14 protein-coding genes are annotated in these 17,960 nt (G+C 72.8%); 10 read left to right on the top strand and 4 right to left on the bottom strand.

Annotation, left to right across the window (positions count from 1 at the left end):
* Nucleotides 1–30: 30 nt before the first annotated feature.
* The 3 genes from KKZ08_RS08400 to KKZ08_RS08390 all read left to right on the top strand — a co-directional run bounded on the left by KKZ08_RS08400 (nucleotide 31) and on the right by KKZ08_RS08390 (nucleotide 3,000).
* Nucleotides 31–1,074 (top strand): iron chelate uptake ABC transporter family permease subunit, encoded by a 1,044-nt coding sequence (locus KKZ08_RS08400; protein WP_223773847.1) that lies wholly within the window; start codon nucleotides 31–33, stop codon nucleotides 1,072–1,074.
* Complete coding sequence (locus tag KKZ08_RS08395) at nucleotides 1,071–2,099, top strand: iron chelate uptake ABC transporter family permease subunit (RefSeq protein ID WP_223773846.1); 1,029 nt, start codon at nucleotides 1,071–1,073, stop codon at nucleotides 2,097–2,099. Before KKZ08_RS08400 ends, KKZ08_RS08395 begins: the two co-directional genes overlap by 4 nt.
* A 79-nt stretch (nucleotides 2,100–2,178) precedes the next feature.
* The gene (locus KKZ08_RS08390; RefSeq protein WP_223773845.1) at nucleotides 2,179–3,000 is read left to right on the top strand and encodes an ABC transporter ATP-binding protein; all 822 of its coding nucleotides are present in this window, start codon (nucleotides 2,179–2,181) and stop codon (nucleotides 2,998–3,000) included.
* Here KKZ08_RS08390 and KKZ08_RS08385 read toward each other — a convergent pair.
* Nucleotides 2,984–3,331, bottom strand: a complete 348-nt coding sequence (locus KKZ08_RS08385; protein WP_223773844.1) for an alkyl sulfatase C-terminal domain-containing protein — start codon at nucleotides 3,329–3,331, stop codon at nucleotides 2,984–2,986. The genes KKZ08_RS08390 and KKZ08_RS08385 overlap by 17 nt on opposite strands.
* Nucleotides 3,332–3,373: 42 nt before the next feature.
* On the opposite strand from KKZ08_RS08385, the gene KKZ08_RS08380 reads away from it, so the two are divergent.
* Genes KKZ08_RS08380 through KKZ08_RS08370 form a run of 3 tightly spaced genes read left to right on the top strand, consistent with a single transcriptional unit; the run spans nucleotide 3,374 to nucleotide 5,422 of the window.
* Nucleotides 3,374–3,682: a hypothetical protein gene (locus KKZ08_RS08380; protein WP_223773843.1), complete on the top strand. Its 309-nt coding sequence runs from the start codon at nucleotides 3,374–3,376 to the stop codon at nucleotides 3,680–3,682.
* Nucleotides 3,683–3,689: 7 nt separating this feature from the next.
* Nucleotides 3,690–4,505 carry a TlyA family RNA methyltransferase gene (locus tag KKZ08_RS08375; protein WP_223773842.1) on the top strand — a complete coding sequence of 272 codons (816 nt, stop codon included), beginning with the start codon at nucleotides 3,690–3,692 and terminating at the stop codon, nucleotides 4,503–4,505.
* Between the two features lie 11 nt (nucleotides 4,506–4,516).
* Nucleotides 4,517–5,422: an NAD kinase gene (locus KKZ08_RS08370; protein WP_223773841.1), complete on the top strand. Its 906-nt coding sequence runs from the start codon at nucleotides 4,517–4,519 to the stop codon at nucleotides 5,420–5,422.
* A 50-nt stretch (nucleotides 5,423–5,472) separates the two neighbouring features.
* On the opposite strand, the gene KKZ08_RS08365 is transcribed toward KKZ08_RS08370, so the two are convergent.
* Nucleotides 5,473–6,831, bottom strand: coding sequence for an FtsX-like permease family protein (locus KKZ08_RS08365; protein WP_223773840.1), 1,359 nt, complete (start codon nucleotides 6,829–6,831; stop codon nucleotides 5,473–5,475).
* A 224-nt stretch (nucleotides 6,832–7,055) separates the two neighbouring features.
* On the opposite strand from KKZ08_RS08365, the gene recN reads away from it, so the two are divergent.
* Nucleotides 7,056–8,783, top strand: coding sequence for a DNA repair protein RecN (gene recN, locus KKZ08_RS08360; protein ID WP_223778959.1), 1,728 nt, complete (start codon nucleotides 7,056–7,058; stop codon nucleotides 8,781–8,783).
* 692 nt (nucleotides 8,784–9,475) lie between these two features.
* The gene (locus KKZ08_RS08355; RefSeq protein ID WP_223773839.1) at nucleotides 9,476–10,624 is read left to right on the top strand and encodes a glycosyltransferase family 4 protein; all 1,149 of its coding nucleotides are present in this window, start codon (nucleotides 9,476–9,478) and stop codon (nucleotides 10,622–10,624) included.
* Between the two features lie 15 nt (nucleotides 10,625–10,639).
* Here the strand turns inward: KKZ08_RS08355 and KKZ08_RS08350 are convergent, their stop codons facing one another.
* Complete coding sequence (locus KKZ08_RS08350) at nucleotides 10,640–12,277, bottom strand: PucR family transcriptional regulator (RefSeq protein ID WP_223773838.1); 1,638 nt, start codon at nucleotides 12,275–12,277, stop codon at nucleotides 10,640–10,642.
* A gap of 160 nt (nucleotides 12,278–12,437) precedes the next feature.
* Here KKZ08_RS08350 and KKZ08_RS08345 point away from each other — a divergent pair, with 160 nt between their 5' ends.
* Nucleotides 12,438–13,961: an APC family permease gene (locus tag KKZ08_RS08345; RefSeq protein WP_223773837.1), complete on the top strand. Its 1,524-nt coding sequence runs from the start codon at nucleotides 12,438–12,440 to the stop codon at nucleotides 13,959–13,961.
* Here the strand turns inward: KKZ08_RS08345 and KKZ08_RS08340 are convergent.
* Nucleotides 13,958–15,787: a glycoside hydrolase family 15 protein gene (locus KKZ08_RS08340; RefSeq protein WP_223773836.1), complete on the bottom strand. Its 1,830-nt coding sequence runs from the start codon at nucleotides 15,785–15,787 to the stop codon at nucleotides 13,958–13,960. The genes KKZ08_RS08345 and KKZ08_RS08340 overlap by 4 nt on opposite strands.
* A gap of 426 nt (nucleotides 15,788–16,213) precedes the next feature.
* On the opposite strand from KKZ08_RS08340, the gene KKZ08_RS08335 reads away from it, so the two are divergent.
* A complete protein-coding gene (locus tag KKZ08_RS08335) occupies nucleotides 16,214–17,908 on the top strand; it encodes a CTP synthase (RefSeq protein ID WP_223778958.1) in 1,695 nt (564 codons plus the stop codon).
* Nucleotides 17,909–17,960: the final 52 nt, after the last annotated feature.

Raw genomic sequence — 17,960 nt, 5'->3', positions numbered from 1 at the left:
GGCAGTGCGAGGGTAGGCTAACCTAACCCGGTGTTGGTCGACAGTCCCCCAGAACCTCGCGCGCAGACCGCTCCCGCGCCCCCGAAACGCCTTGCGATACGCACGGTCGGGCTGCTCGTCTCGGCGGCCCTCCTCCTGCTCGTCTTCCTCGCGAGCATCGCGGTCGGCGCCAAGTCGATGCCCCTGGACCAGGTGTGGCACGGGCTGTTCCACGACTCGGGGACGTACGGCGACGTGGTCGTGGGGGAGCGGCTCGCGCGCAGCCTGCTCGGGCTGCTCGCCGGTGCCGCCCTCGGCCTGTCCGGCGCCGTCCTCCAGGCGCTCACCCGCAATCCGCTGGCCGACCCCGGGCTCCTCGGCATCAACCTGGGCGCGTCATCGGCGGTCGTCACCGCCATCAGCTTCTTCGGCGTCACCTCGCTGAGCGGCTATGTGTGGTTCGCCTTCCTCGGGGCGTCGCTCGTCGGTGTCCTGCTCTATCTCCTGGGCGGTGCGCGCGGCGCGACGCCGGTGCGGCTCGCGCTCGCCGGTACCGCGATCAGCGCCGCGCTCTACGGCTACCTCCAGGCCGTCATGATCATGGACGGTGCCGCGCTCAACAAGATGCGGTTCTGGACGGTCGGTTCGCTGGCCTCCGCCAACATGGAGACCATCCGGCAGGTCCTGCCCTTCCTCGCGGTCGGCACCGTGCTCGCGCTCGGCCTCGCCCGGCCGCTGAACGCCATGGCCATGGGCGACGACACCGCACGCGCGCTCGGCGCCCACCTCACGCGTACGCGCGCGCTGTCGATGGCGGCGGCGACGCTGCTGTGCGGGGCCGCGACCGCCGCCTGCGGGCCGATCGTGTTCGTCGGCCTGATGGTGCCGCACATCGTGCGCTCCTTCACCGGGCCCGACATGCGCTGGATCCTGCCGTACGCGGCCGTCCTGTCGCCGGTCCTGCTGCTCGGCGCGGACGTCGTCGGGCGGATCGTGGCGCGGCCCTCGGAACTCCAGGTGGGGATCGTGACCGCCGTCATCGGCGCACCCGTCTTCATCCTTCTCGTACGACGGCGGAAGTTGGCCCAGCTGTGAAGGCGATACGCACCCGGGGCGGCTACTCCGTCCGGCTCGATGTCCGCACGGCCGTGGTCGTCGCCCTGCTGGTCGTCGCCGCGCTCGCCGCGAGCGTCGTCCTGATCGGCACCGGCGACTTCGAGATCCCGGCCGCCGATGTCGTGCGCACCCTGCTCGGCGACGGCAACGCCGGGCAGGAGTTCATCGTCAACGAACTGCGGCTGCCACGGGTCCTCGTCGGGCTCCTGGTGGGCGCGGCCCTCGGACTCGGCGGCGCGCTCTTCCAGTCCATCGCCCGCAACCCGCTGGGCAGTCCCGACGTACTCGGCCTCGGGCAGGGGGCGACCGCCGGCGCGCTCACCATGATCGTCCTGTTTCAGGGCAGCGCGGTCGCGGTCGCGGGCGGCGCGCTCGTCGGCGGTCTCGTCACCGGCCTCGCCATCTATCTGCTGGCCTGGAAGCGCGGGGTGCACGGCTACCGGCTCGTCCTGGTCGGCATCGGCGTCTCCGCCTTCATCACGGCCGTCAACGGCTATCTGCTCACCAAGGCGGACTTCGTCGACGCCGCCCGCGCCGTCGTCTGGATGACCGGCTCCCTCGACGGCCGCGACTGGGACCAGGTCTGGCCGCTGCTCGTGCTCTGCGCCGTCCTCGTGCCGCTCGTCCTCGTGTACGGGCGTCCGCTGCGGATGCTGGAGATGGGCGACGACGTCGCGAACGCGCTCGGCGTACGCGTGGAGCGCACCCGCCTCGTCCTGCTCACCGCCTCCGTGCTGCTCACCGCGGCCGCCACCGCCGCCGCAGGTCCCGTCAGCTTCGTGGCGCTCACCGCGCCGCAGCTGGCCCGGCGCCTCACGCGCTCGCCCGGCCCGAACCTCATGCCTGCCATGTTCATGGGCGCCGCTCTGCTGATCGTCGCGGACTTCGCCTCGCAGCGGGCCTTCGGCGCCGACCAGTTGCCCGTCGGCGTGGTCACCGGCGTACTCGGCGGCGGCTATCTGCTGTGGCTGCTCGTCACGCAGCGCAAGGCGGGGCGGATATGAGGCCGCGGGTGCCCGCCGGGCCGGGAAGTCCCGCCACGAACATGAACTCGTACCACCCCCCGACCAGGAGCGTGCTGCTGTGAACCGGCTCATCGCCGACGACGTCACCCTCGGCTACGACCAGCGCGTCATCGCGGAGAAGCTGTCCGTCGAGATCCCCGACAACTCCTTCACCGTGATCGTGGGGCCCAACGCCTGCGGCAAGTCCACGCTGCTGCGCGCCCTGTCCCGGATGCTCAAGCCCGCCGCCGGGCGGGTGCTGCTCGACGGGAGCGTCATCCAGTCGATGCCCGCGAAGAAGGTCGCCAAGACGCTCGGGCTGCTGCCGCAGTCGTCCATCGCGCCCGACGGCATCACGGTCGGCGACCTGGTCGCGCGCGGCCGCTACCCCCACCAGGGGCTTCTGCGGCAGTGGTCGAAGGAGGACGAGCGGATCGTCGACGAGTCGATGGACGCGACGGGCGTACGCGAACTCGCCGATCGCTATGTCGACGAACTCTCCGGCGGCCAGCGCCAGCGCGTGTGGATCGCCATGGCGCTCGCCCAGCAGACGCCGCTGCTGCTGCTCGACGAGCCGACGACGTTCCTCGACATCCAGCACCAGCTCGACGTCCTTGACCTGTGCGCCGAGCTCCACGAGAAGCAGGGCCGCACCCTCGTCGCCGTCCTGCACGACCTGAACCACGCCGCCCGCTACGCCACCCACCTCATCGCCCTGCGCGACGGCGCGGTGATCGCCGAGGGCGCGCCCGCCGACATCGTCACGGCGGAGCTGGTGGAGCAGACCTTCGGCATCCAGTGCCGGATCATCGACGATCCGGAGAGCGGGACGCCGCTGGTGATCCCCGTGGCCCGGGCGGGGCGCAGCACTCCGACCCGAGCGGCTAGAGCAGCGACCTGAGCTTCAGCAGGTCCCGGAAGCCCGCCTCCAGCTTGACCCGGCCCGAGGCCCAGGCCTTCGCGAAGCCGAGCTCGCCGTCCACCATCGCGACCAGGTCGTCGCCGGTCATCGCCAGGCGGATCTCGGCCTTCTCGCGGGGCGGCCCCGGGTGGGTGCCGAGCACCGTGATCCGGCCGTTCTCGAGCCGGCCGGTGAAGGTCACGTCGAGGTCGGTCAGACGGCAGCTCAGCGAGCGGTTCAGGGCGGCGGCACCGCGCACGTCGCCGTCGGCGGACGCGAGGGTGTCCGAGAGTCTGTCGAGTGCCGTACGGCACTCCGCCATGGTCGCCATCGTGATCGACGGTACCGCAGCGCTTCGGGGTAGCGTCGTGCCATGAGCGACTCTCACGCGGGCCCCGAAGAGGGAGAGGCGGCGGAGCCGGAGCCTCTGGTTCCGGACGAACCGTCGTACGACCCGGCCGCGCCCGCGCCCCTCGGTGTCGAGCGCACGCCCACCGGTAACGCAGAGGTGGACGCCGGCCTCGCCCGGCTCGGCGACGCCGACCACCTCGCCACGGACGGCCACATCGAGGTGTACGAGGATGTACACCGGGGCCTGCGCGACGCGCTGACCGCGCTCGACCAGCGCCCCGGTCCACCGGCGCCCGCAACAGCGCCCGCATCATCTGACAACAGGAGCTGAACCGAACGTGGCAGGAGTGGCACGACGCCGCCTCGACGCCGAGCTCGTCCGCCGGAAGCTCGCGCGCTCGCGCGAGCACGCGAGCCAGCTGATCGCCGCCGGCCGCGTCTCGGTCGGCAAGACCGTCGCGACCAAGGCCGCGACGCAGGTGGAGACGGCCGCCGCGATCGTGGTCTCGCAGGACGACAGCGACCCCGACTACGTCTCGCGCGGCGGGCACAAACTCGCGGGCGCCCTCGCCGCGTTCATGCCGCGGGGGCTGGTCGTCGAGGGGCGGCGCGCCCTGGACGCGGGCGCCTCCACCGGCGGCTTCACGGACGTGCTGCTGCGGGCCGGTGCCGCGCACGTCGTCGCCGTCGACGTCGGGTACGGCCAGCTCGCCTGGTCGCTGCAGAGCGACGACCGGGTCACCGTGAAGGACCGGACGAACGTACGCGAGCTGACGCCCGAGGCGATCGACGGCGTGCCCGTCGACATCGTCGTCGGCGACCTCTCCTTCATCCCGCTCGGCCTGGTGCTGCCCGCCCTCGTGCGGTGCGCGGCCCCCGACGCGGACCTGGTGCTCATGGTCAAGCCGCAGTTCGAGGTCGGCAAGGAACGGCTCGGCAGCGGCGGCGTGGTGCGCAGCGCAGAGCTGCGGGCCGATGCCGTGCGCGGCGTCGCGCGGCAGGCGTGGGGGCTCGGCCTCGGGGTACGCGGGGTGACCGCCAGCCCGCTGCCCGGGCCCTCCGGGAACGTCGAGTACTTTCTGTGGCTGCGCGCCGGGGCCGACGAGCTGGACCCGGCGGACGTTGACCGTGCCGTGGCGGAGGGGCCCCGTTGACCGAGAGCCGAGTGACCCAGACCAGAGCGCGTACCGTTTTCCTGCTCGCGCACACCGGACGGCCCGCGGCCATCCGCAGCGCCGAGCTGGTCGTCCAGGGGCTGCTGCGCCATGGCATCGGCGTACGGGTCCTCAAGGCGGAGGCGGCGGACCTGCCGCTGCCCTCCGAGGTCGAGTCGGTGCAGGAGGCCACGGCCGACTGCATCGACGACTGCGAGCTGATCGTCGTGCTCGGCGGCGACGGGACGCTGCTGCGCGGCGCCGACTTCGCGCGGGCCTCCGGAGTGCCGATGCTCGGCGTCAACCTCGGGCGCGTGGGCTTCCTCGCGGAGGCCGAGCGGGACGACCTCGACCGGGTCGTCGACCGTGTGGTCACCAAGACGTACGAGGTCGAGGAGCGCATGACGATCGACGTCATCGTGCACCGCAACGGCGACATCGTGCACCGCGACTGGGCGCTGAACGAGGCCGCCGTCCAGAAGGTGTCGCCCGAGCGGATGCTCGAAGTCGTCCTGGAGATCGACGGGCGGCCGGTCACCGGCTTCGGCTGCGACGGCATCGTCTGCGCGACACCGACCGGTTCGACGGCGTACGCGTTCTCGGCGGGCGGGCCCGTGGTGTGGCCGGAGGTGGAGGCGCTGCTCATGGTGCCGATCAGCGCGCACGCCCTGTTCGCCAAGCCGCTGGTGACCTCGCCCGACTCTGTGCTCGCCGTCGAGGTCCAGCCGCACACCCCGCACGGGGTGCTGTGGTGCGACGGGCGGCGGACCGTCGAACTGCCCGCCGGGGCGCGGGTGGAGGTGCGCAGGGGCGCGGTGCCGGTACGGCTCGCGCGGCTGCACCACGCGTCGTTCACCGACCGGCTCGTCGCCAAGTTCGCGCTGCCGGTGGCCGGTTGGCGGGGGGCGCCCCACTAGTCGTACGGGCGAGGGCGTTACCCGTCGTACGGGTCGGGCGGGTGAGGGCGTCACGTTCCTGCGACCACCGAGATCGCCCGCTCGCGCATGACGGCGCGCACCGGGAGCCCGGTGGCCAGCTGGGTCAGCAGCAGCGTGCCCGTCGCGACCCCGGCGGGCACCGGCCACGGCAGGTACGGCAGGGCCGCGCCGAACGCCGTGCTGAGGATCGGCGCCAGCGTGCCCAGCGCGATCGCGCCGCCGAGCAGCAGCGCGGTTCCGGCGACGACCACGGCCTCCCAGGCCGCCATGGCCCGCACCTGGGCGCGCTGACCGCCCACCACCCGCAGCAGCGCCACGTCACGGCGGCGCTCGAAGGAGATCATGGCGAGGGTGTTCGCCGCGGCGATGGCGGCGAAGCCCGCGTAGAGCCCCGTGCCCACGTAGTCGAGCCAGACCTCGCCGGGGCTGCCGGCCGAGCCGGTGTGGTGCTGGGCCGTCGTGTGCATGCCGATCTTGGTGAGGCCGAAGCCCACGACGAGGACGAGGGGCACGACCGCGGCGGAGAAGCGGCGGGGCTGCGAGCGGACGTCGAGCATCGCGAGCCGGGCGCTCGGGCCGAACCGGCCGACCAGCGCCGAGACCAGCCAGGCCGCCGGGCCGACGATGCGCGGACCGAGCAGACCGGCACCGGCGCAGAAGAGGATGAGCACGAGGAACGCGCCCTCGCTCGCCTCGGCCGCGGGCTGCTTCGACAGGAGCACCGAGACGGCGCAGGCCCCCGCGACCGCGATCACCCCGAGCGGCGCCCGCAGCATGCCGAGACCGCGCCGCCCTGTCGACGCCTCCGAGAGCGCGCGGGCCGGGCGCAGCAGGGAGAAGCGCAGCGCCGAGAGCAGGGCCGCGAGCGTCGTCGTCACCACGGCCACGCCGACGCACACCGGCAGCGCGAGCCAGCTGAAGCGGAAGTCGGCCTCGGCGGGCAGCAGCCCGTGGGAGACCATGCCCGCGTGCCACCAGCGGGCGCCGAAGCCGCCGAGCACGAAGCCGGCGAGGGAGGCGGGGACGGACGCGGCGAGGGCCTGCGCGGCCACCGCGCGGCGGACCTGGCGGGGCTTGGCACCGATGGAACGGACCAGGGCCAGCTCACGGTGCTGCTGCGCGACGGCGGTGCCCATGGTCGAGATCACCACGAATATCGACATGTAGATGGAGCCGATCAACAAGACGACCGCCATGTCGCCGACGCCGTTCTCCGCGATCTGCCGACGCGTCGAGGCGGAGAGCCCGGTAGTGCCGCCGGTGCTTGTCGTGGTGAGCATCATCGTCGACGCGCTCACCACGGTCGCCGCGAAGAGCGCGGCCACCGCCGTGCCCACGAATGCCGGGCGGTGCGCGCGCAGCGCCGCCTGTGCCAGTCCTGTCGTCATGTGGATCATGGTCGCGGTGGGGCAGGGCGGGCACCATGCGGCGGGCCGGTGGATCTTGCTGGGGGTAGCCCCACCCGGGGTGCGGCGCGCCTTCGTGAGGCCCACTCCCGCGAGTGACAGCGGGCCCGGACGCGCCGCCACCACCTGGGCCTTCACCAAAGGAGCGCAGGGCCCGTCGCACACCGGGCCCGTGACCTCGTAAGGTCGTGTCCGTGTTGGAGGAGATGCGGATACGGTCGCTCGGAGTCATCGACGACGCGGTCGTCGAGCTGTCACCAGGGTTCACCGCCGTGACGGGTGAGACCGGCGCGGGCAAGACGATGGTGGTCACGAGCCTTGGCCTGCTGCTCGGCGGGCGCGCGGATCCCGCCCTGGTGCGGATCGGCGCTAAGTCGGCGGTGGTGGAGGGCCGGCTCGCTGTGCCCGCCGACTCCTCGGCGGCCGTGCGCGCGGAGGAGGCCGGGGCCGAACTGGACGACGGGGCGCTGCTGATCAGCCGTACCGTCTCGGCGGAAGGGCGCTCCCGGGCGCATCTCGGCGGGCGCTCGGTGCCGGTGGGTCTGCTTGCCGAACTCGCCGACGACCTGGTCGCCGTGCACGGCCAGACCGACCAGCAGGGCCTGCTGAAGCCCGCCAGGCAGCGCGGCGCCCTCGACCGGTACGCGGGCGACGCGGTGGCCGTGCCGCTCGCCAAGTACACGGCCGCGTACCGCAGGCTGCGGGCCGTCACCGCCGAGGTCGAGGAGATCACCACGCGCGCGCGGGAGCGCGCCCAGGAGGCGGATCTGCTGCGCTTCGGCCTCGAAGAGATCGGCGGTGTCGAACCGCGCGCGGGCGAGGACATCGAACTCGCCTCCGAGGCGGAGCGGCTCGGCCACGCGGAGGCCCTCGCCTCCGCCGCCACGTCCGCGCACGCCGCCCTCGCGGGCAACCCCGAGGACCCCGAAGGCATCGACGCCTCGACGCTCGTGGCGGGCGCTTCCCGGGCCCTTGAGGCGGTACGTTCCCACGACTCCGCCCTGTCCGCCCTCGCGGAGCGCCTCGGTGAGATCGGGATCCTGCTGGCCGACGTGGCCCAGGAACTCGCCGGGTACGCCGACGACCTGGACGCCGATCCGCTGCGGCTCGCCGCGGTCGAGGAGCGGCGGGCCGCGCTGACCCAGCTCACCCGGAAGTACGGCGCGGACATCGACGCCGTGCTGGCCTGGGCCGAGGAGGGCGCCGCGCGCCTGACCGAGCTGGAGGGCGACGACGACCGGCTCGACGAACTGGTCGCCGAGCGGGACGCACTGCGGGCCGAACTGGCGGGGCTCGCCCAGGCGTTGACCGAAGCGCGGCAGGAGGCCGCCTCGCGGTTCGCGGCGGCCGTCACCGAAGAGCTCGCCTCACTGGCGATGCCCCACGCGCGCGTGTCGATCGCCATCAGCAGCACGGAGGTTCCCGAGGGGGCCGACGGCGTCATGATCGGTGGCCGCACGGTCGCGTACGGCCCCGCGGGCGTCGACGAGGTGGAACTCCTCCTCGCCCCGCACCCGGGCGCACCGCCTCGGCCCATCGCCAAGGGCGCGTCCGGCGGTGAGCTGTCGCGCGTGATGCTCGCCGTCGAGGTGGTCTTCGCGGGCACGGACCCGGTCCCGACGTACCTCTTCGACGAGGTCGACGCGGGTGTCGGCGGCAAGGCGGCGGTCGAGATCGGCCGGCGCCTCGCGCGGCTGGCCAAGTCGGCACAGGTCGTGGTCGTCACGCACCTTCCGCAGGTCGCGGCGTTCGCCGACCGGCAGCTGCTGGTCGAGAAGACGCACGACGGCATGGTGACCCGCTCCGGGGTCCAGGTCCTGGAGGGCGAGGACCGCGTGCGGGAGTTGTCGCGGATGCTGGCGGGCCAGGAGGACTCGGAGACGGCCCGCGCGCACGCGGAGGAACTGCTGGCGACGGCCAGGGCGGACATGTAGCCGCCCCGCCAGGGGCGCGGGGAACTGCGCGAGCGGCCGTCGATATGACGCGGACGCGTCTGATGAGTGGCCGTGCAGACGCGTCCGCGGGTCGTGGGGGGTGAGCGCGCAGTTCCCCGCGCCCCTGAAGGTCGCTTCCACGGCCGCCTGGTAAGTGGACCTGCGAGGTGGGGGAGCGGACCCACTACGCCGGGCGGCGCGTCGACCTGTACGCGGGGCCCGCTGCCGCCGTCGGCGCCGCAGCCGGGGTCGCCGCGCTGCTGTTCGGGATCTCGGCGGCCGGGCAGAGCCGCCACGGCCGTGCTTCGCGCCGGGCGCGCCGGGGCTGCCGCGCGAGGGGCCCGGCGCGGTCGTCGGCGCCTCCTCCATGGGCGCGGCGGCGGCCGTACTCCCGTGCGGTGGTCGCGGGGGCGTAACGGGAACATGCGCCCCCCCGGACACCAGCGCGTCGAAGTGCCTGCGCGGGGCGGCGCGGGCCGCCACAATCTCCGTAACGCGCCACCACGCCACCACCACGCCACCACCCCACGACCTCACCCGTGTGGGTGATACCGCCCACGGAGTTGCCCCGCCAGAAGCGGAAGTGACCTTTCAGCTGTGCCGGAACAGCCGTACGGGCTGGCATTCTTGGCGCAGCACCTGCCCGAACCCGCCCGAGCACCGCCCGACGCAGACCCAGGAGTCCCGGCCACGTGAGCCACGTGAGCAGCCACTCGCCGCACGGACAGGCGCCGCTGCACACCGTCCAAGTCCTCGGCGGCGGCAGCGCGGGCAGCAGCGCGCATGTCAGATCGCTGGCCGCGGGCCTCGCCGCCCGGGGCGTGCGGGTCACCGTGTGCGCCCCCGAGGAGGCCGCCCGCGTCTACGACTTCACCGGCGCGGGCGCCCGCCACGTCCACGTGCCCCGCAGCGGCGACCCCGTCTCCGTCGCCGCACTCCGCGTGGCCTGTGCCGACGCCGACCTGGTGCACGCGCACGGGCTGCACGCCGCCGTCCGCGCCGTCCTCGCGCTGACCGGCCGCCCCACGCCGCTCGTCGTCACCTGGCACCACCACGCGCACGCGGCAGGGGCCCGCGCCCGCGTGCTGCGGCTGCTGGAGCGGCGCGTCGCCAAGGCCGCCTCCGTGGTCCTCGGCGCCTCGTCCGACCTCGTCGACCGGGCCCGCCGCAGAGGCGCCAGGGACGCCCGCCTCGCGGCGGTGGCGCTGCCGGCACCCCACCGCGCAGGCCTCCCGGAAGCCGTCGACGAGGAACCGGACCGGCTCCTCCACAAGGCCCGCGCCGAACTGGGCGCCGTGGACCGCCCGCTGGTCCTCGCCGTCGGCGCACTGCAACAGGGCCGTGGCTACGACGTGCTCCTGGACGCCACGCGCGCGTGGCGGCACCTGGACCCACTGCCCCTCCTGGTCGTCGCGGGGGAGGGCCCGGAGCGGGCCGCCCTCCAGCACCGCATCGACACCGAGCAGCTCCCGGTCCGCCTCGTCGGACGGCGCGACGACGTCCCCGAACTCCTCGCCGCCGCCGACCTCGCGGTGCTGCCCAGCAGCGCCGAGCCCCGCCCGGTCCTCGTCCAGGAGGCCCTGCACGCGCGCGTGCCGCTCGTCGCCGCCGCGGTGGGCGGCGTGCCCGACCTGGTCGGCGACGCCGCCGAACTCGTCCCGCACGCGGACGCCCAGGCCCTCGCCACCGCTGTCGTACGCCTGCTCGCCGACCCGGCGCGCAGGGCGGAGCTCAGGGACAGGGGCACGGCCCAGGCCGCCACATGGCCCTCCGAGGACGACACGGTCACCCAAGTCCTCAGCGTGTACGACGAGTTGACCCAACCGGTGCCGTACAGCTGAGCCCGGTACGGGCCCCTACGTCACATGCCTGCGCGCCCGCAGCGCCAGGCTCAGCGCGAGGACCGTCTGCGGGTCGTCGAGGTCCGTGCCGAGCAGCTCGCTGATCCGGGCGAGGCGGTTGTACAGCGTCTGCCGGTTCAGGTGCAGCTCGCGCGCCGTCTCCGCCTTGCGGCCCGCGTGCGCCAGGTACGTCTGGAGGGTGGGCAGCAGCGGCGGCTTGGAGCGCTGGTCGTGGGCGCGCACCGGGCCGATCGCACGGTCCACGAACGCCGCGAGGACCCCGTCCTCGTCATGGCGGTGCAGCCGCCACAGCAGCAGGTCGATGTCCAGGCGCCGCGCGTCGTACCAGGGCCGGTCGGTCAGGCCCTGCGCGGCCGTCGCCGTCTCCGCCGCGTGGCCCGCCGACGCCGCCGCCCAGCCGCCCGCGACGCCGACCACGACGACCGGCGGCTGCGCCCCCGGCCGCTGCATCCCGGCCCGCTCGACACCGGCCCGCAACGCGGCGGCGACCCGGTCGGCCACCGCCGTACGCTCAGACTCCGACCGCAGGCCGAGCAGCAAAGGCACGCGGCCCTCGACGGGACGTACGCCGAGCAGCACCGGCACGCCCACCGACGCCAGCTCCTCCGCGACCGCCCGCGCCAGCACCGCCCAGCCGCCCCCGGTCGGCAGCCCGTCCGCGAGCCGCATCACCACCGGAAGCAGCGGGCTCCCGGCCGGGCCCGGCTTGAAGCCGAGGACGCGGGCCTGCGCCGGGGCGTCGTCGGCCGCGATCCGCCCCTCCGCGAGATCGGTCAGGAAGTCGCCCCGGCCGCGCGCCGCGAGCTCCTCCTCCTGGCGGGCCTGCATCAGCACCACCGCGAGGCTGCTCGCCGCCCGCTCCGCCGCGATGCGGTGCACCGGCAGTGGCGCCGACTCCACGGCGAGCAGCACGAGCCGTGCCCGCACCGAGCCGGGGCCCGGCCCGCCGCCCGGCACGTCGACGATGACGGCGCTCGTCGGCGGACCCTCCCGGTCGGCGGGACGGCCCCGGAGTCCTTCCCACACCTGAAGCGGATCCGCGCACTCCGTGCCCGCCCCGGCGGCGTACAGGAGCTGCCCGTCCGCCGTCTCCAGGAACACCGGGTTGCCGCTGAACTCCGCGAGGACGGCGAGGACCTGCGGTACGCCGCCCCCGCCGAGCAGCGCCTGAGTGCACCGCCCGTGCACCTCCTCGGCCTGCTGGAGCAGCGCGTAATGGCCGTTGACGATCTCCGTGTGCACCTCTTCGGTGACCGTCACGAACGGCACCTCGCGGTGCAGCTGCACCAGCGGCAGACCGGCCGCCCGCGCCGTCTCCACGATCGCCGCCGGCAGCCGTGCGAAGCGCGGCCCCAGCTCCACGACCAGCGCCGCGATGCCCCGCTCGGCGAGCTTGCGCACGAAGGCCCGCTGCTCGGCCGGGCGCGCCCCGAGCCCGAGCCCCGTGGTGAGCAGCAGCTCGCCGCCCTTGAGCAGCGAGGCGATGTTCGGCACCTCGCCCGCATGCACCCACCGCACGGTCCGCTGCAACCGGTCCGCCCCCGCGACGACCTCGGGGAGCCCGCCGCGCAGACCGGGAAGTTCCAGCGCGCGCTGCACGGTGATGCCGCCCTGAGTGCCCTGACTGTCCATGGCGCGGACGCTACCGGGGCGCACGTCACCGGAACATCTCCGACCGGTCACAGCGGCGGCCGACGGGCCCCCGCAGGGCGACAACTCGTCGCTTCCGTGCGGGGATTGCGCGACCCCCTGTCGCTTGTGGCGTACGTCACGCCACGGCAGGGTGCCCGCCATGCCAGAGCAACAGAGCACACCCGAGGTCCACCGCCTGAAGGCGAACTCCGTCGGTGTCGTCGGCGTCGTCTTCATGGCGGTCGCCACCGCCGCGCCCATCACCGCCATGACCGGCAACCTCCCGATCGCCGTCGGCGCGGGCAACGGCACCGGCGCCCCCGCCGGCTACCTCTTCGCGACGCTCGTCCTGACGGTCTTCTCCATCGGGTACGTCGCCATGGCCAAGCGGATCACCGCCGCCGGCGCGTTCTACGGCTACATCTCGCACGGCCTCGGCCGCATCGCGGGCATGGCCTCGGGGATGCTCGCCGTCCTCGCGTACATCGTCTTCGAGGCGTCGATCGTCGGCGTCTTCTCGTACTTCGCGCAGACCACCGTCGAGGACCAGCTCGGCGTCGACCTGCCGTGGATCGTTTACGCGGCGGCGATGCTCGCGGGCACGGCCGTCCTCGCGTACTTCGACATCAACCTCACGGCGAAGGCCCTCGGTGTGATGCTCGTCGCGGAGATCGCCGTCCTCTTCGCGGTCGCCACGGCAGTGCTGCTCCACGGCGGCGGCCCCGACGGCATACCCGTGGAGCCCATCAACCCCAAGAACGCCTTCACCGGCACCTCCGCCGGGCTCGGCCTGTTCTTCGCCTTCTGGTCGTGGGTCGGCTTCGAGTCGACCGCGATGTACGGCGAGGAGTCGCGCGATCCCAAGCGCGTCATCCCGCGGGCGACCCTCGTCTCGGTCGTCGGCGTCGGCCTCTTCTACATCTACGTCTCCTGGATGACGATCGCCGGAAACGGCCTGAGCGGCTCGGTGAAGGTCTCCCAGTCGACCAGTCCTCTGGACCTGTTCTTCGACCCGGCGCACAGCTTCATCGGCGCCTGGGCGGTCGACACCTTCCAGTGGCTGCTGATCACCGGCTCCTTCGCCTGCGGGATGGCCTTCCGCCAGTGCGCGGCGCGCTACCTGTACGCGATCGGGCGCGAGGGGTTCCTGCACCCCGCCCTCGGCCGCACCCACCCCGCGCACGGCTCCCCGTACATCGCCTCGTACGTCCAGTCCGTCATCGCCGTCGCCCTGGTGGGCGCCTTCTGGCTGACCGGGCAGGACCCGTACATCCACCTGTACACGCTGCTCGCGATCCTCGGCACGATGGCGATCCTCATCGTGCAGACGCTGTGCTCGTTCGCCGTGATCGGCTACTTCCGGCGCAACCACCCCGAGGACCGGCACTGGTTCAAGACCCTGCTCGCGCCGCTGCTCGGCGGCATCGGCATGATCGCCGTCGTCGTCCTGCTGGTGATCAACATGGACACGGCGGCGGGTTCGGCCGCCGACTCGCTGCTGTTCGAGGCCATTCCCTGGATCGTCGGCCTCGTCTTCCTCGGCGGCCTGGGCCTCGGCCTGTACCTGCGGGCCAGGCACCCGGGGCGCTACGAGATCATCGGCCGCGTCGTCCTGGAGGACGCGGCCGAACGCACGGACGGCGACGGGGATCCCGTCGCCGTCCCGAGCCAAGCGGTCCGCTAGCCCCCGTACGCCCCCGAAGCCGTCAGCCGCAGTGCCGTGTCGATCAGCGGCACGTGGCTGAAGGCCTGCGGGAAGTTGCCCACCTGGCGCTGGGCCGCGGAGTCCCACTCCTCGGCGAGCAGCCCCAGGTCGTTGCGGAGCGCGAGCAGCTTCTCGAAGAGCTTGCGGGCCTCGTCGACCCGGCCGATCATCGCGAGGTCGTCGGCCATCCAGAACGAGCAGGCGAGGAACGCGCCCTCGTCACCCTCCAGGCCGTCCAGGTTCTCCTCGTCGCCGGAGGTGGGGTAGCGCAGGATGAACCCGTCCGGGGTGGACAGCTCCCGCTGGATGGCCTCGATGGTGCCGATCACGCGCTTGTCGTCGGGCGGCAGGAAGCCCATCTGCGGGATCAGCAGCAGCGAGGCGTCCAGCTCCTTGGAGCCGTAGGACTGCGTGAAGGTGTTGCGCTCCGGGTCGTAACCCTTCTCACACACGTCCCGGTGGATGTCGTCGCGCAGCTCGCGCCACTTCTCCAGCGGGCCGTCCGCGTCCCCGGACTCCAGGAGCTTGATGGTCCGGTCGACGGCGACCCAGGCCATCACCTTGGAGTGCACGAAGTGGCGGCGCGGCCCGCGCACCTCCCAGATGCCCTCGTCCGGCTCGTCCCAGTGGTCCTCCAGGTAGCGGATCAGCTTGAGCTGGAGCAGCGAGGCGTAGTCGTTGCGGGCCAGGCCCGTCATGTGCGCCAGGTGCAGCGCCTCGGTGACCTCGCCGTACACGTCCAGCTGGAGTTGGTGGGCGGCGCCGTTGCCCGCCCGGACCGGCTGGGAGCCCTCGTAGCCCGGCAGCCAGTCCAGCTCCGTCTCGCCCAGCTCGCGCTCGCCGGCGATGCCGTACATGATCTGGAGGTTCTCCGGGTCGCCCGCCACCGCGCGCAGCAGCCACTCGCGCCACGCGCGGGCCTCCTCGCGGTAGCCGGTGCGCAGCAGCGACGACAGGGTGATCGCGGCGTCCCGCAGCCAGGTGAAGCGGTAGTCCCAGTTCCGCGAGCCCCCGATGTCCTCGGGCAGCGAGGTGGTGGGCGCCGCGACGATCCCGCCGGTCGGCGCGTAGGTGAGCGCCTTCAGGGTGATCAGCGAACGGATCACGGCCTCGCGGTAGGGGCCGTGGTACGTGCAGTGCTCGACCCAGTCCCGCCAGAAGTCCTCCGTGGCGGTGAGCGCCGCCTCGGGCTCCGGCAGGGCGGGCTGGCTCTTGTGCGAGGGCTGCCACGAGATGGTGAACGCGATCCGCTCACCCGGCGCGACCGTGAAGTCCGAGTACGTCGTCAGGTCCTTGCCGTAGGTCTCGGCCTCGGCGTCCAGCCACACGGAGTCGGGGCCCGCCACGGCCACCGTCCGGTGGTCGACCTTGTGCACCCAGGGCACCACACGCCCGTAACTGAAACGCATCCGCAGCGCCGAGCGCATCGGCACCCGGCCGCTGACGCCCTCCACGATACGGATCAGCTGGGGTGCGTCCGTGTCGCGCGGTGGCATGAAATCGATCACGCGGACGGTGCCGCGCTGGGTGTCCCACTCCGATTCCAGCACCAGGGAGTCGCCACGATAGGTGCGGCGAGCCGCCGTGGGCGGCTCCTCATCCGGTGCGTACGCGGGCCCGAGGCGCCAGAAGCCGTGCTCCTCGGTGCCCAACAGGCCGGCGAAAACGGCGTGGGAGTCGAAGCGGGGAAGGCACAGCCAGTCGACTGTGCCGTCCCGGCAGACCAGGGCTGCGGTCTGCATGTCTCCGATGAGTGCGTAGTCCTCGATGCGCCCGGCCACGTGCATCTCCAGTCGAACGGCCACGTTCGCCCCGCGGGGCGCTTACTTACTGTCAGCGGTCAAGTGATCGTTGCCAGCGCTTGTTCCGGGTGCAAGGCGGGGTGGTGCCGTGTGCCGGATGGGGCTCGGCAGCGAGTGTCCGAGCAGGATACGACGCACGTTGGTGATCTGCGCGCCCCTCCTGGCAACGAGCTGCGGCCGAACGGGTGAGCGGCAGGTGAGAGGCGGTGTCCGTGCGGTTCGCGGGCGTGTGGGTCCTGTGACGGCACCGTGTGCGCCCGATGGCGGAGCGTGGCCGGAGGCAGGCTCCTCCCGTCGCTGATACCCTGGTAGCCCGTGAGCCGGTGGTCATAGAACCCCCGAACCGCAGCGACGGCACCTCCCCCGAATCCCTGGTGAGGCCGCCGGTACGCACCTCCAGACCGCGACCACGGGAGCCCCCTCTTGGCCATGCAGACCGCTGCTTCTCGAAACAGCACAGCCACGACGACCAAGCACATCTTCGTCACCGGGGGTGTCGCCTCCTCCCTCGGCAAGGGGCTGACCGCCTCCAGCCTTGGCGCGCTGCTCAAGGCCAGGGGTCTGCGCGTCACCATGCAGAAGCTCGACCCGTACCTGAACGTCGACCCGGGCACGATGAACCCCTTCCAGCACGGTGAGGTGTTCGTCACCAACGACGGCGCCGAGACCGACCTGGACATCGGCCACTACGAGCGCTTCCTCGACGTCGACCTCGACGGCTCGGCCAACGTGACCACCGGCCAGGTCTACTCCCAGGTGATCGCCAAGGAGCGGCGCGGCGAGTACCTCGGCGACACCGTCCAGGTCATCCCGCACATCACCAACGAGATCAAGCACCGCATCCGCCGCATGGCCACCGACGACGTCGACGTCGTCATCACCGAGGTGGGCGGCACGGTCGGCGACATCGAGTCGCTGCCCTTCCTGGAGACCGTCCGCCAGGTCCGCCACGAGGTCGGCCGCGACAACGTCTTCGTGGTGCACATCTCGCTGCTGCCCTACATCGGCCCCTCGGGCGAGCTGAAGACCAAGCCGACCCAGCACTCGGTCGCCGCCCTGCGCAACATCGGCATCCAGCCCGACGCGATCGTGCTGCGCGCCGACCGCGAGGTCCCGACCGCCATCAAGCGCAAGATCTCGCTGATGTGCGACGTCGACGAGGCCGCCGTGGTCGCCGCCATCGACGCCAAGTCGATCTACGACATCCCGAAGGTGCTGCACACCGAGGGCCTCGACGCCTACGTCGTACGCAAGCTCGACCTGCCCTTCCGTGACGTCGACTGGACCCAGTGGGACGATCTGCTTGACCGCGTGCACAACCCGAAGCACGAGGTCACCGTCGCCCTGGTCGGCAAGTACATCGACCTGCCCGACGCTTACCTCTCGGTGACCGAGGCCATGCGCGCCGGCGGCTTCGCCAACCGCGCCCGCGTCAAGGTCAAGTGGGTCACCTCCGACGACTGCAAGACCCCGGCGGGCGCCAAGAAGCAGCTCGGCGACGTCGACGCGATCCTGATCCCCGGCGGCTTCGGCGAGCGCGGCGTCGACGGCAAGGTCAGCGCCATCCAGTACGCCCGCGAGAACAAGGTGCCGCTGCTCGGCATCTGCCTGGGCCTCCAGTGCATCGTCATCGAGGCGGCCCGCAACCTCGCGGACATCCCGGACGCCAACTCCACCGAGTTCGACGCGGCCACCGCCCACCCGGTGATCTCCACCATGGCCGAGCAGCTCGACATCGTCGCGGGCGAGGGCGACATGGGCGGCACGATGCGCCTCGGCATGTACCCGGCCAAGCTGGCCGAGGGCTCCATCGCGCGTGAGGTCTACGACGGCAAGGAGTACGTCGAGGAGCGTCACCGCCACCGCTACGAGGTGAACAACTCCTACCGCGCCGACCTGGAGAAGAAGGCCGGGATCCTGTTCTCGGGCACCTCCCCGGACGGCAAGCTCGTCGAGTACGTCGAGTACCCGCGCGAGGTGCACCCCTACCTGGTCGCCACCCAGGCGCACCCGGAGCTGCGCTCCCGCCCGACCCGCCCGCACCCGCTCTTCGCGGGCCTGGTGAAGGCGGCCGTCGAGCGGCAGGAGAGCGCGCGCACGGCGGGCGCCGAGCCGGGCAAGTAGCACCGGTCGAGTTACGGTTGCCGGGGTGCGCGCCCTTCGGGGCGCGTGCCCC

It is taken from the genome of Streptomyces sp. 135 (genome assembly GCF_020026305.1).
GTDB lineage: Bacteria > Actinomycetota > Actinomycetes > Streptomycetales > Streptomycetaceae > Streptomyces.
The sequence above is the reverse complement of the archived record's forward strand: the minus strand, read 5'-3'. Positions and strand labels throughout refer to the sequence as shown.

Excerpts from the sequence above, each read along its gene's own strand:
- KKZ08_RS08385 (WP_223773844.1), bottom strand. The coding sequence starts at position 3,331 with ATGGCGACCATGGCGGAGTGCCGTACGGCACTCGACAGACTCTCGGAC.
- KKZ08_RS08380 (WP_223773843.1), top strand. The coding sequence starts at position 3,374 with ATGAGCGACTCTCACGCGGGCCCCGAAGAGGGAGAGGCGGCGGAGCCG.
- recN (WP_223778959.1), top strand. The coding sequence starts at position 7,056 with ATGCGGATACGGTCGCTCGGAGTCATCGACGACGCGGTCGTCGAGCTG.
- KKZ08_RS08335 (WP_223778958.1), top strand. The coding sequence starts at position 16,214 with ATGCAGACCGCTGCTTCTCGAAACAGCACAGCCACGACGACCAAGCAC.
- KKZ08_RS08350 (WP_223773838.1), bottom strand. The coding sequence starts at position 12,277 with ATGGACAGTCAGGGCACTCAGGGCGGCATCACCGTGCAGCGCGCGCTG.
- KKZ08_RS08345 (WP_223773837.1), top strand. The coding sequence starts at position 12,438 with ATGCCAGAGCAACAGAGCACACCCGAGGTCCACCGCCTGAAGGCGAAC.
- KKZ08_RS08365 (WP_223773840.1), bottom strand. The coding sequence starts at position 6,831 with ATGACGACAGGACTGGCACAGGCGGCGCTGCGCGCGCACCGCCCGGCA.